This window comes from Pseudomonas sp. P4_D7 (assembly GCF_056401755.1).
Map to the genome: position 1 here is coordinate 1 of NZ_JBFUIR010000054.1, position 15,918 is coordinate 15,918.

18 protein-coding genes are annotated in these 15,918 nt (G+C 59.4%); 6 read left to right on the top strand and 12 right to left on the bottom strand.

Annotation, left to right across the window (positions count from 1 at the left end; translation table 11 throughout):
* Positions 1–43: 43 nt before the first annotated feature.
* Positions 44–940 (bottom strand): site-specific tyrosine recombinase XerD, encoded by an 897-nt coding sequence (gene xerD, locus AC1DVF_RS24810; RefSeq protein WP_093436805.1) that lies wholly within the window; start codon positions 938–940, stop codon positions 44–46.
* Positions 941–1,047: 107 nt separating this feature from the next.
* Here xerD and AC1DVF_RS24815 point away from each other — a divergent pair, with 107 nt between their 5' ends.
* Positions 1,048–2,856 carry a cation:proton antiporter gene (locus AC1DVF_RS24815; protein WP_099758085.1) on the top strand — a complete coding sequence of 603 codons (1,809 nt, stop codon included), beginning with the start codon at positions 1,048–1,050 and terminating at the stop codon, positions 2,854–2,856.
* Positions 2,857–2,974: 118 nt separating this feature from the next.
* Here the strand turns inward: AC1DVF_RS24815 and AC1DVF_RS24820 are convergent, their stop codons facing one another.
* From AC1DVF_RS24820 to ffh, 6 genes are all read right to left on the bottom strand, one after another.
* Positions 2,975–3,388, bottom strand: a complete 414-nt coding sequence (locus tag AC1DVF_RS24820) for an acyl-CoA thioesterase (protein WP_093436815.1) — start codon at positions 3,386–3,388, stop codon at positions 2,975–2,977.
* Between the two features lie 91 nt (positions 3,389–3,479).
* Positions 3,480–3,830, bottom strand: coding sequence for a 50S ribosomal protein L19 (gene rplS / locus AC1DVF_RS24825; RefSeq protein WP_003175895.1), 351 nt, complete (start codon positions 3,828–3,830; stop codon positions 3,480–3,482).
* Between the two features lie 45 nt (positions 3,831–3,875).
* On the bottom strand, positions 3,876–4,628 hold the full coding sequence (gene trmD, locus AC1DVF_RS24830; RefSeq protein WP_008081628.1) for a tRNA (guanosine(37)-N1)-methyltransferase TrmD: 753 nt from the start codon (positions 4,626–4,628) through the stop codon (positions 3,876–3,878).
* Between the two features lie 2 nt (positions 4,629–4,630).
* Complete coding sequence (gene rimM / locus AC1DVF_RS24835) at positions 4,631–5,167, bottom strand: ribosome maturation factor RimM (RefSeq protein ID WP_093436819.1); 537 nt, start codon at positions 5,165–5,167, stop codon at positions 4,631–4,633.
* A gap of 5 nt (positions 5,168–5,172) precedes the next feature.
* Positions 5,173–5,424, bottom strand: coding sequence for a 30S ribosomal protein S16 (gene rpsP, locus AC1DVF_RS24840; RefSeq protein WP_016986371.1), 252 nt, complete (start codon positions 5,422–5,424; stop codon positions 5,173–5,175).
* Between the two features lie 311 nt (positions 5,425–5,735).
* Positions 5,736–7,112, bottom strand: a complete 1,377-nt coding sequence (ffh, locus tag AC1DVF_RS24845) for a signal recognition particle protein (RefSeq protein WP_093436823.1) — start codon at positions 7,110–7,112, stop codon at positions 5,736–5,738.
* Between the two features lie 210 nt (positions 7,113–7,322).
* Here ffh and AC1DVF_RS24850 point away from each other — a divergent pair, with 210 nt between their 5' ends.
* From AC1DVF_RS24850 to AC1DVF_RS24860, 3 genes are all read left to right on the top strand, one after another.
* Positions 7,323–8,135: a cytochrome C assembly family protein gene (locus tag AC1DVF_RS24850; protein WP_186621949.1), complete on the top strand. Its 813-nt coding sequence runs from the start codon at positions 7,323–7,325 to the stop codon at positions 8,133–8,135.
* A 12-nt stretch (positions 8,136–8,147) separates the two neighbouring features.
* Positions 8,148–9,389, top strand: a complete 1,242-nt coding sequence (locus AC1DVF_RS24855; protein WP_477783301.1) for a transporter associated domain-containing protein — start codon at positions 8,148–8,150, stop codon at positions 9,387–9,389.
* 256 nt (positions 9,390–9,645) lie between these two features.
* A complete protein-coding gene (locus AC1DVF_RS24860; protein WP_186621928.1) occupies positions 9,646–10,962 on the top strand; it encodes an MFS transporter in 1,317 nt (438 codons plus the stop codon).
* 93 nt (positions 10,963–11,055) lie between these two features.
* Here AC1DVF_RS24860 and purT read toward each other — a convergent pair whose 3' ends face one another.
* The 5 genes from purT to AC1DVF_RS24885 all read right to left on the bottom strand — a co-directional run bounded on the left by purT (position 11,056) and on the right by AC1DVF_RS24885 (position 14,519).
* The gene (gene purT, locus AC1DVF_RS24865; protein WP_003221968.1) at positions 11,056–12,237 is read right to left on the bottom strand and encodes a formate-dependent phosphoribosylglycinamide formyltransferase; all 1,182 of its coding nucleotides are present in this window, start codon (positions 12,235–12,237) and stop codon (positions 11,056–11,058) included.
* 100 nt (positions 12,238–12,337) lie between these two features.
* Complete coding sequence (locus AC1DVF_RS24870) at positions 12,338–12,805, bottom strand: preQ0 transporter (RefSeq protein WP_477783302.1); 468 nt, start codon at positions 12,803–12,805, stop codon at positions 12,338–12,340.
* Between the two features lie 321 nt (positions 12,806–13,126).
* Positions 13,127–13,336: a DUF1289 domain-containing protein gene (locus tag AC1DVF_RS24875; RefSeq protein ID WP_093436849.1), complete on the bottom strand. Its 210-nt coding sequence runs from the start codon at positions 13,334–13,336 to the stop codon at positions 13,127–13,129.
* A complete protein-coding gene (locus AC1DVF_RS24880; RefSeq protein ID WP_034154816.1) occupies positions 13,333–13,857 on the bottom strand; it encodes a gamma carbonic anhydrase family protein in 525 nt (174 codons plus the stop codon). Before AC1DVF_RS24880 ends, AC1DVF_RS24875 begins: the two co-directional genes overlap by 4 nt.
* 62 nt (positions 13,858–13,919) lie before the next feature.
* A complete protein-coding gene (locus AC1DVF_RS24885) occupies positions 13,920–14,519 on the bottom strand; it encodes a CoA pyrophosphatase (RefSeq protein ID WP_099758082.1) in 600 nt (199 codons plus the stop codon).
* 147 nt (positions 14,520–14,666) lie between these two features.
* On the opposite strand from AC1DVF_RS24885, the gene AC1DVF_RS24890 reads away from it, so the two are divergent.
* Positions 14,667–15,218 (top strand): NUDIX hydrolase, encoded by a 552-nt coding sequence (locus tag AC1DVF_RS24890; protein WP_007909002.1) that lies wholly within the window; start codon positions 14,667–14,669, stop codon positions 15,216–15,218.
* A 113-nt stretch (positions 15,219–15,331) separates the two neighbouring features.
* Positions 15,332–15,847: a L,D-transpeptidase family protein gene (locus AC1DVF_RS24895; RefSeq protein WP_007909004.1), complete on the top strand. Its 516-nt coding sequence runs from the start codon at positions 15,332–15,334 to the stop codon at positions 15,845–15,847.
* The last annotated feature ends 71 nt before the right edge of the window (positions 15,848–15,918 follow it).

Here is a 15,918-nt window from a genome sequence, read left to right on the forward strand (position 1 = left end):
ATACCGCTATCGCGAGCAGGCTCACTCCTACAAGGATTGTTGCTCAGCCGCGCGGGTGGTGTTTGGCGTGCAGATCCTGCAATCGAGCGCGGGCGACGTGGGTGTAGATCTGTGTAGTAGAGAGGTCGCTGTGGCCGAGCAACATCTGCACCACGCGCAAATCCGCGCCATGGTTGAGCAAGTGCGTGGCAAACGCATGGCGCAAGGTGTGCGGCGACAGCGACTTGCCGATCCCGGCAACCTTGGCCTGGTGCTTGATCCGGTGCCAGAAGGTCTGACGGGTCATCTGCTCGCCACGCTGACTGGGAAACAGCACATCGCTGGGGCGGCCACCGAGCAATTCGCTACGACCGTCACGCATATAGCGCTCGACCCAGACGATCGCCTCTTCGCCCATGGGCACCAGCCGTTCCTTGCTGCCCTTGCCCATCACCCGCAACACACCTTGACGCAGGTTGACCTGTTCCAGCGTCAGGCTGACCAGTTCTGTCACGCGCAAACCACAGGCATACAACACTTCGAGCATGGCGCGGTCTCGCTGACCGATGGCTTCGCTCAGGTCCGGCGCTTTGAGCAACGCCTCGACGTCGGCTTCCGACAGCGATTTGGGCAGAGGCCTACCGAGTTGCGGCATGTCGACGCGCAATGTCGGGTCGACGCTGATCATCTTTTCCCGCAGCAAATAGCGATAAAAGCCACGCACCCCGGAAAGAAATCTGGCAGTGGAGCGCGGTTTGTAGTTCTGCTCCAGACGCCAGGCCAAGTGATCAAGGATCAGCTCACGGCCGGCATTGATCAGTTCCAGGTTTTTCTCCTGCAACCAGCCATTGAACAGCGCCAGATCACTGCGATAAGCGCCACGGGTGTTATCGGACAGGCCTTTCTCCAGCCATAAAGCGTCGAGGAATTGATCAATCAGTGGATGGTCGATGGCAGGCATGGGCGCTCAAGTCACACAGCCTCAAGACTGTGCGCAAATGTAGAGTGAACTGTAGGAATGGGCGCTAGTCTTTCATAGCCCGCTAATTCAAGGAACAGGGAGCATCAATGAACGAGCAGCAAATACTCTTGGCATTTGGCGGGATCGGCGCGGCCGCGCTGGGTTGCCAATGGCTGGCCTGGCGCCTGAAGTTGCCGGCCATTCTGTTTCTGTTGCTGACGGGGATTCTGGTCGGCCCGGTGCTGGGCTGGCTTGATCCACAGGAGATGTTCGGGCCGCTGCTGATGCCGCTGGTGTCGCTGGCGGTCGCGCTGATTCTGTTTGAGGGCAGCTTGACCCTGCACCTGTCGGAGTGGAAGGAGATCGGCAGCGTCGTTCATCGTCTGGTGACCATTGGCGCGATCTCGACCTGGATCGTCATCGCGGTCGCCACGCATTTTCTGCTCGGCTTCGACTGGATGCTGGCCATCCTGTTCGGCAGCCTGACACTGGTCACCGGCCCGACCGTCATCGTGCCGATGCTGCGCGTGGTGCGGCCGAAAGCCTCGATCGCCAACATTTTGCGCTGGGAGGGCATCGTTATCGACCCGATCGGCGCCCTCCTCGCCGTGGTGGTTTACAGCTTCATCATTGCCAGCGCCGAAGGGCACGGCCTCAAGCAGAGTCTGTTCACCTTTGGCGGGGTGATTCTCTGCGGCGCGGTGTTCGGCATTGTCGGTGGCTGGCTGCTCGGCACCGTGATCCGCCGGCAATGGCTGCCGGAGTATCTGCATAACCTCGCCTCGCTGGCGGCGGTGCTGGGGATTTTCATTGCCGCCAACGAAGTGATGCATGAATCCGGCCTGCTGGCGGTAACGCTGATGGGCATGTGGCTGGCGAACATGAAAGGTGTGGATGTACGGCACATCCTGCACTTCAAGGAAAACCTCAGTGTGCTGCTGATTTCCGGGCTGTTCATCCTGTTGGCGGCGCGCCTGGATTTGTACGCGCTGATCGGACTGGGGCCGCTGGTGCTGATTCTGCTGTTGGTGATTCAACTGATCGCTCGACCGCTGAACGTGCTGCTCAGCACGGCCGGTTCCAGCCTGAGTTGGCGTGAGCGCGCGTTGCTGTGCTGGATTGCGCCGCGCGGGATCGTTGCAGCGGCGGTGTCGGCGATTTTCGCGATTCGCCTGCATGAGGCCGGGCACGAGGGAGCATTGCTGCTGGTGCCGCTGACGTTTGCGGTGATCATCGGCACTGTGGTCCTGCAAAGTGCGACTGCGCGGCCACTGGCCCGACTGCTCAAGGTCGCGGAGCCGGCGCCGAGCGGATTTCTGATCGTCGGCGCCAACAGCCCCGCGCGCGATTTGGCCAAGTCGTTGCAGCAACTGGGCAGTCGCGTGCTGCTGACCGATTCGAGCTGGGAAAATATTCGTGCGGCGCGCATGGAAGGATTACCGACTTACTTCGGCAATCCGGCCTCGCAGCATGCCGATGCGCATCTGGATCTGGTCGGACTGGGGCATTTGCTGGCGCTGTCGCCGTCGGGTGAACTCAATACCCTGGCGGCGATGCGCTTTCGGCATGATTTCGGCCATCAGCGCCTGTTCGGTCTGGCCAGCGGCCATGAAAGCCGCCGCAGTGACAAGCACCGCGCCAGCCTTGAACATCGTGGCAATCAGTTGGGCAGCGAGGCGTTTACTTACGCGAAACTCGCCAGCCAGATGGGCCAGGGTGCGGAGTTATACAGCACGACGCTGACGGATGGTTTTGGCTGGGAGGATTACCGCGCGCTGCATGGTAATCGTGCGACCTTGCTGTTTATGCGCGATGACAGCGGGTGGGTGCATGTGGTGACGCCGGAGACTGCTTTGAAACCAGGATCCGGGTGGACGCTGCTGGCGTTGATTCAGCCTGAGGCCAGCGGCGCCTGAGCTGACGCCTTCGCGAGCAAACTCGCTCCCACAGGGTTCGTGTCGAACATAAAAACTGTGAACGACACACTTCCTGTGGGAGCGAGCTTGCTCGCGAAAGGCTCGACTCTAATCTGGATCAGGCAGCAAACCCGGGCAGCACCGGCACCGGCCGCTTGTCATCATCAATAGCAACAAAACTGAACTGCCCATGAATCGCCTTCTCGCGGCCATCACAGCTCATGCTCTCGACAAACACTTCCACCTCGACCTTGAGGCTGGTATTGCCGACCTTGATCACCTTCCCGACCAGCTCGACGATGGAACCGGCCGGGATCGCGTGGTTGAAGTCGATACGGTCAGTCGACACGGTCACCAGCGGCAAGCGGCAGAAACGCGTGGCGGTGATGAACGACACTTCGTCCATCCATGCCAGCGCTGTGCCGCCGAACAGGGTGTTGTGGTGGTTGGTGGTCGGCGGGAAGACGGCTTTGGTTACGCGAGTTACCGAGAGTTCGGTACGGCGCTGGATTTCCTGGTCGCGGGGAGTCATGGTTCTGGCCTGAAACGAAAGTACGGTGAATAAATTGCAGGCAACAAAAAAGCAGCCCGTAGGCTGCTTTTTTCTGCATCGGAAGCTGGGCTTAAGCCAGTTTTTCCTTGATGCGAGCTGCTTTACCCGACAGGTCGCGCAGGTAGTACAGCTTGGCTTTACGTACGTCACCGCGACGTTTAACAGCCATGCTGTCGATCTGCGGGGAGTAGGTCTGGAAAGTACGTTCTACGCCAACACCGTTGGAGATTTTACGAACGGTGAACGCACTGTTCACGCCGCGGTTACGCTTGGCGATTACAACGCCTTCGAACGCTTGCAGACGGGAACGATCGCCTTCCTTCACTTTCACCTGAACGACAATAGTGTCGCCTGGGGCGAAGGTAGGGATTTCTTTGGTCATCTGCTCTGCTTCGAGTGCAAGGATGATTTTGTTGGTCATGCTGTGCTCCTAAGGTAAATCGTTCGATCTACCATCGATACGTTGTTAACTATCGTCCCGCTCGCGGATGTATTCCTCGAGCAGCTTCTTCTCTTCTCCAGAAAGCGAGCGGCTTTCCAGAAGATCGGCGCGTCGTTCAAAGGTCCTACCAAGGGACTGCTGTAAACGCCAACGCCGGATATGCGCGTGATTGCCACTCAGCAACACGTCGGGAACACGCTGATCCGCATACACCTCAGGTCGGGTGTAGTGCGGGCAATCCAGCAGACCATCCGTAAAGGAATCTTCCTCAGCGGAATCCGCATGCCCTAAAGCTCCAGGCAGCAGTCGTGTAACCGCATCGATCAGGACCATGGCCGGCAGCTCGCCGCCAGACAGTACATAGTCGCCAATCGACCACTCTTCATCGACATGAGCCTCAATAAAGCGCTCGTCAATGCCTTCATAGCGGCCGGCAATCAGGATCAATGCATCCGATTGTGCCAGCTCGCGTACCGCCGACTGAGTCAGTTGACGGCCTTGGGGGGACAGGTAAATCACCTTCGCCGCCTCCCCGGCTGCTGCCTTGGCCTGAACCAGAGCATCTTCCAGGGGCTTGATCTTCATCACCATGCCCGGACCACCGCCAAACGGGCGATCGTCCACAGTGTGATGCCGATCCGTCGTGTAATCTCGCGGATTCCAACAGGTCAGCTGCAAGAGCCCCTGTTTGACCGCACGACTGGTGATGCCGTAGTCGCCGATGGCGGAAAACATCTCGGGAAACAAACTGATCACTTCTACGCGCAAATTAGCCACGTTTAGAAGTCCGCGTCCCAATCCACCTTCATCTCGCCCGCGGCCAGGTCGACAGCCAACACGCATTGCTCCGTATAGGGCAACAGGCGTTCGCGATCATCCAGGCTGCCAGCGCAAGGCTTGACGACCATTACATCATTGGCGCCGGTTTCCAGAAGATGATCGATTTTCCCGAGCAATTGCCCAAGGGTGTCGATGACCTTCAGACCTTCCAGCTGGTACCAGTAGTACTCGCCTTCGGTCAATTCAGCGAACAGATTGCGCGGCACGCAGATCTCATAACCGGCCAGAAGACGAGCTTCTTCACGATCATCAAGACCCTTGAGCTTTGCGACCAGAAACTTGTCGTTCCCGCGTCCACTGACCAGCTCGACCTGTTTCACATTGCCTTCGCGCTTGAGCGTCCAGGTTTTGTACTGCAACAGGTTTTCAGTCGGATCAGTAAAGGAATAAACCTTCACTTCGCCGCGAACGCCATGAACAGAATAAATTTTGCCAATAACGATCAAATCATCGGCAACAGCAGGCGTCGCGTTCATATTGCTCAGGCCGCAGCCTTGGCAGATTCCTTCAACAACTGAGCAACGCGCTCAGAAGGTTGTGCACCAACGCTCAGCCAGTAGGCTACGCGCTCTTGGTTCACGGACAGACGGGTTTCCTGACCACGTGCAACAGGGTTGAAGAAACCAACCTGTTCTTTGTGGGAGCCGTCACGCGGGTTACGCGAGTCGGTTACGGTCAGGTGGTAAAACGGGCGCTTTTTGGAGCCGCCAAGGGCAAGACGGATTGTTAGCATGTGAACATCGTTCCTGTAGTCGGTGCTGCAAATCTAAATGCACAGCGGGCATGGGTGCCCGAAAGGCCGCATATTCTAAGGAATATCCGGACTTTTGCAAATGACTTTTTCCGGCGCCTATGGCATGCCGTGCAGATCTGCATATAGAGCCGTCGATGAAAACGGCCAGTCAGCTCCCGCCGAGTGCGGGTTTGCTGTTGATCCCGCATCCTTGCGGGGCCTGCGCCGGTGCGACGACCGGCGAGATTCCAGTATCCCGTCTCACCCATTTCACTCACTTTTGGCGAGTGAAATGGATGAGACGGGACACCTTACATTTTTGGCATGCCGCCGCCGGGCAACATTCCGCCCATGCCGCGCATCATTTTCGCCATACCGCCCTTGGCGGAGAATTTCTTCATCATCTTCTGCATCTGCTTGTGCTGCTTGATCAAGCGACCGATGTCCTGCACCTGGGTGCCGGAACCCATGGCGATCCGACGCTTGCGCGAACCGCTGATCAGCTCAGGGTCGCGGCGCTCGGCCGGGGTCATGGAGTTGATGATGGCTTCCATCTGCTTGAACTGCTTCTCTGCGGCGTTCTGGGCATTGCCCATTTGCGACAGGTTGACGCCGCCGATGCTCGGCAGTTTGTCCATGAGCCCGCCGAGGCCGCCCATGTTCTTCATTTGTTGCAGCTGATCGCGGAAGTCTTCGAGGTCGAAGCCCTTGCCCTTCTTCAGCTTCTTGGCCAGTTTGTCGGCCTTGTCCTTGTCGAGCGTCGCTTCAGCCTGTTCGATCAGGCTGAGCACGTCGCCCATGCCGAGAATCCGCGAGGCGATACGCTCAGGGTGGAACGGATCGAGCGCTTCGCTCTTCTCGCCCATACCGATGAACTTGATCGGCTTGCCGGTGATGGCGCGTACCGAGAGGGCGGCACCGCCACGGGCGTCGCCGTCGACCTTGGTCAGGATCACACCGGTCAGCGGCAGTGCATCACCGAAGGCCTTGGCCGTGTTGGCCGCATCCTGACCGGTCATGGCGTCAACCACGAACAGGGTTTCGACCGGGTTGATCGCGGCGTGCAACGCCTTGATCTCACCCATCATCTCTTCGTCGATGTGCAGACGACCGGCGGTATCGACGATGACCACGTCGATGAATTTCAGTTTTGCTTCTTTAATAGCTGCGGTGGCGATGTCGACCGGCTTCTGGCTCAGGTCGGACGGGAAGAACGTCACACCGATGTCGCTGGCCAGGGTTTCCAGCTGCTTGATCGCCGCAGGACGGTAGACGTCCGCCGACACGACCATGACCGACTTCTTCTTGCGCTCTTTAAGGAAGCGCGCCAGTTTGCCAGCGGTGGTGGTTTTACCCGCACCTTGCAAACCGGCCATCAGAATCACGGCGGGCGGCACAGCGCTCAGATTCAAATCTTCGTTGGCCGCACCCATCAGGCTTTCGAGTTCGGCCTGGACGATCTTCACGAACGCCTGGCCCGGCGTCAGGCTGCGCGACACCTCGGTGCCGACAGCGCGCTCCTTGACCGAATTGACGAAGTCCTTGACCACCGGCAGGGCGACGTCGGCTTCGAGCAACGCCATGCGCACTTCACGCAGGGTGTCTTTGATGTTGTCCTCGGTCAGCTTCGCCTTGCCGGTGACATGGCGCAGCGTCTGCGAGAGACGGTCGGTTAAGTTTTCAAACATTGCGCGATCCTTTCAGGCCCTGTGTAGACCGGGATAATGGCGGCCCAGACCGGAATCAACATGTGCTCGGCGAGCCTGCGGCGTGGGCAGGTCGCGGATTATAGCGAAGACTGCGGCTGGCGGACACCTCGCTGTCAGCTTCCTGAGTCTTTCGTGCCATGGCGGTTCTATGCCAAACTCAGCCCCTTTCGGGCCTGCCTAACAGGATTTATGCTCCCCTTGTCACCCAGTTTATTGACCACTCTCGCCGCCGCCCTTCTATATGCCGCTGCGACCCTTTATCAGAGCACTCGTCTGGCCACTGGTGCCAAGGCGAACAAACGCCTGCTGGTTAGCCTCGGCGCTCTCGCCGTGGTGGCCCACGCTGCCAGCCTGCTCACGCATCTACTGACCCCGATCGGTCTGGGCCTGGACTTCTTCAGCGCCTCGAGTCTGATTGCCGCGGCAGTGATCGCGCTGACACTGATTGCCTGCTCGCGAATCCCGGTGGAAAACCTGCTGGTGCTGCTATTTCCGCTGGGCGCGATCACCGTGATGCTGGCGCAGTTCGCGCCGGCCGGCACCGTGCAGATCATCGACGAAGAGCCGGGCATCCTCGCGCACATTCTGTTGTCGATCCTCGCCTACGGCATGTTCACCATCGCGGTGTTCCAGGCCTTGCTGCTGCTGGTGCAAGACCACCAGCTCAAACACAAGCACCCGTCCGGGCTGATCAAGAATTTCCCGCCGCTGCAAACCATGGAAAGCCTGCTGTTCGGCTTCCTCTGGGCCGGCTGGACACTGCTGTCGCTGTCGCTGATTTCCGGCTGGCTGTTCGTCGAGAACCTGTTCGCCCAGCATCTGGTGCACAAGACCCTGCTGGCGTGCCTGGCCTGGATCGTCTTCAGCGTGTTGTTGTGGGGCCGCAATCGCCTCGGCTGGCGCGGTCACAAGGCGATTCGCTGGACCCTCGCCGGTTTCTGCCTGCTGATGTTGGCGTATTTCGGCAGCAAACTGGTTCGTGAATACATCCTGCACATCTGACGGGCGGCATAAATGGACGGTTTGCCCCTAGGGCCGATGCTCGCGGTATTTGTCCTGCTGATTTTATGGTCGGGGCTGTTTACCGCCGTCGAAATCGCGCAGCAGCACCTGCTTGCGCAACGCACCGCCTCGCGCGCCAGCGATAAGCCGCTGGCGAAGCTGAGCTTCCCGCTCGACAGCCTTATTCTCTGCAATACCCTGTGCCGCGCTCTCGCGGTCGTCATCGCGACACTGCTGGCGATTTTCCTCTGCGAAGAAAACGGCCCATGGGCTGCGTGCCTCGGTGCCGGCGCCATCCTGCTGGTGTTTGCCGATTACTTCCCGCGTACGGTTGCCCAGCGCTACCCCGATGCGGTGCTGGCGTTTGGCAATACCTTGCTGGCGGTGCCGCTGAAGATTGTTTATCCGTTTGCCTGGCTGTTCAGCCGTATCAGCGGTTTGCTGATGACTCCGTTTGCGCGCAAGGTTCAGGTCGTGCAGCAAAGCGAAGATGACTCGCCCGCCGATCGCTACGAGGATCCAGAGCATCCAGTGCGCGCGCACCCGGTCTCAGGCATTCATGCGCTGGACAATATTACGGTCAACGACATTCTGGTGCCGCGCAGTGACGTCGACGGCATCAACCTCGATGACTCGATCGAAGAAATCATCGAACAACTGCGACATAACAAGCGCACACGCCTGCCGGTGTTCCATAGCGACATCAATCAGGTTGAAGCGGTGCTCAACACCCGCCAGATCCGGCACCTGCTGAACAACGGCGATCTGTCGCGCGAAGCACTGCTGGCCGCCAGTTACGAACCGTACTTCGTGCCGGAAAGCACACCGCTGCAACTGCAACTGCTGAACTTCCACAAGCAGCAGCGGCGCCTGGGCATGGTCGTGGATGAGTACGGCGAAGTGCTCGGCATCGTCACGCTGGAAGACATTCTCGAAGAAATCGTCGGCGAGTTTGAAAGCGAGCACAGTCTGGATAATCCGCATATTCATCCACAGGGCGATGGCCGCATGGTCATTGACGGTGCCGCGTCGATCCGCGAGTTGAACAAGTGCCTGGGTTGGCATTTGCCGAGCGATGGGCCGAAAACGCTGAATGGGCTAGTGACTGAAGCGCTGGAGACGATTCCGGAAAGTGCCGTTTGCTTGAAGATCGGGCGCTATCGGCTGGAAATTCTTGAGACTGAAGAGAACCGGGTTAGCAAAGTGCTGATTTGGCATACCTCTTCTGTGCCTGCTTTGGTGCCTGCCCGATAAAAATCAAAAGATCGGGCCGCGTTCGGACGATCTTTTGCTCTTGTTTGATTGTTAGCCTCCTTCCTATAATCGAAACGCTTATCCAAGCCCCCGCCGAACCTTGTGCTTACCCCGCACCCAACAGGTTTCGGCCATTTCTGTTGTACTCCGGCGACTGTTCCTACCTGAAACAGCGACCGCGCCTCATCCCACATCCCTGGGTGCTCGACCATAATAATTCGCTCCAATGGAGCTCATGACTGTCAGGGATCACCGCATGACGACCAGTACCGCTTACAGCGCCACCGCGCCTGCCCAGCCGACCAACTCCGCCACCCGCGTGGCCACGGCAAGTTTTATCGGCACGGCCATCGAGTTCTACGACTTCTATGTTTACGCCACCGCCGCCGCTTTGGTGATCGGGCCGGTGTTCTTTCCACAGACCTCTGGCACCGCGCAGATGCTGTCGGCGTTCCTGACCTTCGGMATTGCCTTCCTCGCTCGACCGCTGGGTTCGGCGCTGTTCGGCCACTTCGGTGACCGTATCGGGCGCAAGTCGACGCTGGTTGCCTCGCTGCTGTTGATGGGCGTGTGTACGACGCTGATCGGCGTGCTGCCAGGTTACGCCACGATTGGCGCCTGGGCGCCGATTCTGCTGTGCGTGCTGCGCTTCGGACAGGGCCTGGGATTGGGCGGTGAATGGGGTGGCGCTGCATTGCTGGCCACGGAAAACGCGCCGAAGGGCAAACGTGCGTGGTTCGGCATGTTCCCGCAGCTCGGGCCTTCGATTGGTTTTCTCGCAGCAAACGGGCTGTTCCTGACCCTGGCCATGACTCTCACTGACGAGCAGTTCCGCAGTTGGGGCTGGCGGATTCCGTTTCTGCTCAGCGCAGCGCTGGTGATGGTCGGTCTGTATGTGCGATTGAAACTGCATGAAACACCGGTGTTCGCCAACGCCATCGCTCGCCAGGAGCGGGTGAAAATACCGCTGGTCGAGCTGTTCAGTCAGTACTGGGCGCCGACATTGCTGGGCGCGGCGGCGATGGTGGTCTGTTATGCGCTGTTCTATATCTCGACGGTGTTCTCCCTGAGTTACGGGGTTTCCACACTTGGCTATAGCCGCGAAACCTTCCTCGGGCTGCTGTGTTTTGCCGTGCTGTTCATGGCTGCCGCGACACCTTTGTCAGCCTGGGCCAGCGACCGTTACGGGCGCAAACCGGTGCTGATCATCGGTGGCGTGCTGGCGATTCTGTCCGGGTTCCTGATGGAGCCGTTGCTGACTCAGGGTTCGACCTGGGGCGTGGCGCTGTTTCTGTGCATCGAGCTGTTTTTGATGGGGGTGACATTCGCACCGATGGGYGCGCTGTTGCCTGAACTGTTCCCGACCCACGTGCGTTATACCGGCGCTTCGGCGGCGTATAACCTGGGCGGCATTGTCGGGGCCTCGGCGGCGCCGTTCTTTGCGCAGAAACTGGTGGCGATGGGCGGTTTGAGTTATGTCGGCGGGTATGTGTCGGGGGCGGCGGTGCTGAGTTTGATTGCGGTGCTGTGCTTGAAGGAAACCCGCAATAACGACCTGAATCAGGTTGCCTGACAGAAGATCAAAAGCTTCGCGAGCAGGCTCGCTCCCACATTGGAATGCATTTCCCTGTGGGAGCGAGCCTGCTCGCGAATGTCGCGACTCGGTTTAAAGCTCGACCACAACAGCCTGAGCAGCGCGGGTCGCCTTGGCACGAGCAGCCTCGATCGACTCATCCCGCGCCAGCGCCACGCCCATGCGGCGCTGGCCATTCACTTCCGGCTTACCAAACAGACGCAACGCCGTATCCGGCTCGCTCAGAGCAGCGCCGAGGTTGGCGAATGCGGTCTGCGTCGACTGCCCTTCCACCAGAATCACCGCCGAAGCCGACGGCCCGAACTGACGGATCAGCGGCACCGGCAGGCCTAGAATTGCCCGAGCGTGCAGCGCGAACTGCGACAGATCCTGCGAAATCAAGGTCACCAGGCCGGTGTCATGCGGACGCGGCGAGACTTCACTGAACCACACCTGATCACCTTTGATGAACAGCTCAACGCCGAACAGACCACGACCACCCAGCGCTTCAGTTACCGCTTTGGCAACGCGCTCGGACTCAGCCAGGGCAATCGGACTCATGGCTTGCGGCTGCCAGGATTCCTGATAGTCGCCCTTCTCCTGACGGTGACCGACCGGCGCGCAGAACGTGGTGCCGCCGATGTGGCGCACGGTCAGCAGGGTGATCTCGTAATCGAAATCGATGAAACCTTCGATGATCACCCGGCCTTTGCCGGCGCGACCGCCCTCTTGCGCGTAATCCCATGCCTTCTGCACGTCATCAGCGCTACGCAGCAGGCTCTGGCCTTTGCCCGACGAACTCATGACTGGTTTGACGACGCATGGGAAGCCCAGGTCCTGAACGGCTTTGCTGTAGTCCTCGAAGGTGTCGGCAAAGTGGTACGGCGAGGTCGGCAGATCCAGCTCTTCAGCAGCCAGACGACGGATGCCTTCGCGGTTCATGGTCAGTTGCGCAGCGCGTGCGGTCGGGATCACGGTGAAGCCTTCGGCTTCCAGTTCGACCAGCGTGGCGGTGGCGATCGCTTCGATTTCCGGCACGATGAAGTGCGGCTTCTCGGCTTCGATCACGGCACGCAGGGCAGCGCCGTCGAGCATATTGATCACGTGACTGCGATGGGCAACCTGCATGGCTGGCGCATTGGCGTAGCGATCGACGGCAATCACTTCAACGCCCAGGCGTTGCAGCTCGATCACCACTTCCTTGCCCAACTCACCACAGCCACACAGCAATACGCGGGTCGCGGTTGGCGACAATGGAGTTCCGATACGGGTCATCTCAGGTCCTCAAAGAAGCGGATCATCGAGGAAAGCAACGCCAGACGCGCTTTCCATGGGGAGAAAGCGCGGCATTTTACATGAACCTGAGGCTTTGGCTTCAGCCGGCGACGGCCTGTTTACGCTCGCGCCAGGCCATGATCAGCCAGACGGCAGTGACGCCGGCGAATTTCGAAGCCAGAGCGGTGATGATCACCGGCGGCGTCAACAGGTCGATCATGCCGAAGAAGATGAAGGTATCGAGCGGAATACTCAGCGCCGAACTGATCCACAAGCGGTCGCGCAGCGGCCGTTTGGTGATGCTGAACACCAGCCAGTCGATGCACTCGGAGACCGCGAACGCCGTGGCACTGGCCAGGGCAATGGAAGGATCGGAGGTGACGTAAGACAGCACCAGCGCCGCCAGCATCGCGCCGATCGCGCCGTGGCCGAAGCGGGTTTGCACCATATCGCGCAGCACGAACACCAAGCCGCCCCAGGCCGACCAGATGATGTCCAGGTGTGGCGCGGTGGAGAAGGCGAAGTTGATCAGCACAACGCTGCTGATGTAGGCGATGAGGAAAATCATGGAGGTGACCTGTCAGATTGGCGCACAGATTACTGGACCGGCAGATCAAGAGCTACCCCCTCACCCCAGCCCTCTCCCCCAAGGGGGCGAGGGGGAAAGGGAGCAGATCTTCGTTGAATCGACTCCCGAGTTCGACTCGATAACGCAGTTCGGTGCAGCTCGAACAATCCCGTTCCTTCAGGCGAGGGGAAAGGGAGCCGATCGGGGGCTTTTCAAACCTGAGCTCGACTCAATCGTTCAGGTCGGCGTATAGCGAAAGACACCTCGGTCAGTCCCCTCTCCCCCTGGGAGAGGGTTAGGGTGAGGGCACCCTCAAGCCGATCACGATTTCGAAGGGATCATCCACACCAACCCACTCGCCTTCGCCCGCTCATGACACAACCCCAGCACCACGCGGCGCTCGTCGTTGGTCATACGGCCCCAGCGGGTGATCTCCGCGACCGTACGCTGGCAGCCAGTACAAATGTCATCCTCATCCAGCGCACAAATATTCACGCACGGCGAGGCGACCGGTCTTTCGGCTGTGTTCATTCTTCCTGCTCAACCAGATCGCGGGCATAGCGCTGCGAGTTATGCACATAGTGGGCGGCGCTGGCTTCGAGCATCTTCTTCTGCGGCTCGGTCAGTTCGCGCACGACTTTGCCCGGCGAGCCCATCACCAGCGAACCATCCGGAATTTCCTTGCCTTCGCCAATCAGCGAGTTGGCGCCAATGATGCAGTTTTTGCCGATCTTCGCGCCGTTGAGAATCACCGCGTTGATGCCGATCAGGCTGTAATCGCCGACGGTGCAGCCGTGGAGCATGGCGTTGTGGCCGATGGTCACGCCGGTACCGATGGTCAGCGGAAAGCCCATGTCGGTGTGCATCACCGTGCCGTCCTGGACGTTGCTGTTCTTGCCGATCAGGATCAGTTCGTTGTCGCCGCGCAGCACGGCGTTGAACCAGACGTTGGCGCCCTCTTCGAGTTTGACCTTGCCCACCAGTACGGCATTGGGGGCAACCCAGCTTTGTGGATGGGTCTCGACACGGGCGTCGCCCAAGCGGTATTTCATCTTGTTTTCCTCAGGGCTCACGGTGAATGGCCATTCTGCCGATGGCTCAGGTATTGATGCGTTCAAATATCAAGAAAGCTTTTCGGCGGTTGGTGCAGGCTGATCTTGGCGTCATAGAGCAGATTGATCAACTCGACGATCATGATCGCCGTCAGCCCCCAGATCTTGTACTCGCCAAAGCGGTAGCTCGGCACGTACCAACTGCGACCCTGATAGTCGATGCGGTGCGTGTGTTCACGGGGGTCTTTGCGGAAGAATTCCAGCGGCACAGTGAACACCGCAGCAATCTCGGCATCGTTGGCCAGATACTCGACAAAATCAGGGATGACGCCGACATAAGGCGTGACCTTGATGCCGTGCAGGGAGATCAGCGGACTGAGCGGGCCGATGATTTCAACCAGGCCGGGTGGCAGGCCGATCTCTTCTTCGGCTTCGCGTAGCGCGGTGAAGATCAGGTCGGGGTCTTCCGGGTCGCGACGGCCACCGGGGAACGCGACTTCGCCGCCGTGGGTCGAGAGCCCGCTGGCGCGCAGGGTCAGTACCAGTTCCGGCTCGTCACTGCGGGTGATCGGCACCAGAACGGCGGCCTCGGGGAAACGGGTGTCGGTCTCCAGCGTGCGCGGTGTGTGGTTGCTAACCCTATGCAGTAGCTCGTCCAGCATGAGTGTTCTCGATCTGTGCCTTACTCTGCATCATGCACCAATCGTTGCAAGCGCCCAAGCCCCCGAAACCCGCCGTGTCGCGAAACGACAACTTGCCGACCGGCACCGCTGCACGCCAAGATAGGCGCAGCATTCAGGAAGCCCAGCATGAAATTTTGCAGCCACTGCGGTAACCCGGTCACCCAGCGCATTCCCGAAGGCGATTCGCGGCTGCGATTTGTCTGTGACAGCTGTCAGACCATTCACTATCAAAACCCCAATATCGTCGCCGGTTGCGTGCCGACCTGGGGCACGAAAGTGTTGCTCTGCCGCCGCGCCATCGAGCCGCGTCTCGGCTACTGGACCTTGCCCGCCGGCTTCATGGAGAACGGCGAAACCATCGAGCAGGCCGCCGTACGCGAAACTGCCGAAGAAGCCTGCGCCCGGGTGCGCAACCTGAGTATCTACACGCTGATCGACGTACCGCACATCAGTCAGGTGCATGTGTTCTTCCGCGCCGAACTGGTCGACCTGGACTTTGCCGCCGGCCCCGAGAGCCTCGAAGTACAACTATTCGACGAAGCCGACATTCCCTGGGACGAGCTGGCTTTCCGCACGGTGGGACGTACCTTAGAATGCTTCTTCGCTGATCGGCGTATCGAGGCGTATCCGGTTCGGTCGGAATCGATTCCTCCGTTGGCGCAGCCGGTCATTATTTAATCAAGACATTGGCGTGATGGCCGACAAAAAGATCGCAGCCTTCGGCAGCTCCTACCTGTACACATACATATAAAATGTTGGTTATCCGCGTCACTCCCTGGGGAATCGTTTCAATGCGCTGGTTGCTTGCCCTGTTTTGCCTGTCGTTCGTTACCGTCTCCCAAGCGTCCTTCGTGACCACCGTGACGCCGTCGAATACCCCGCTCATCGAGAAAGTCCTGGTGCTCAAAGCGGCCCATCAACTGCAGTTGATCGCCGACGGCAAGCCGTTGAAGACCTATCGCATTTCCTTGGGCAAAGGCGCGAAGAAAGGCCCGAAGCTGATAGAGGGCGACAAGCGCACGCCAGAAGGTTTCTATTGGATCGACTGGCGCAAGACCAGCGACAAATTCAATCTGTCGATGCACATTTCCTACCCGAACATCAGCGATTCGGCCCGCGCCCGGCGTGAAGGCGTCGAGCCCGGCGGGATGATCATGATCCACGGCACGCCGGATTCGGAAGAGACCCCGGAAGACCTGTTCCACACCCTCGACTGGACTGACGGCTGTGTCGCCATGCGCAACGTTGATATGCGCGAAGTATGGAACCTGGTGCCGGACGGCACGATGGTCGAAATTCGCCCTTAAACCCTGACCACTGGTCACCTGCAAAAAAATAAACCAAAAGATCGCAGCCTGCGGCAGCGCCTACAGAGGTG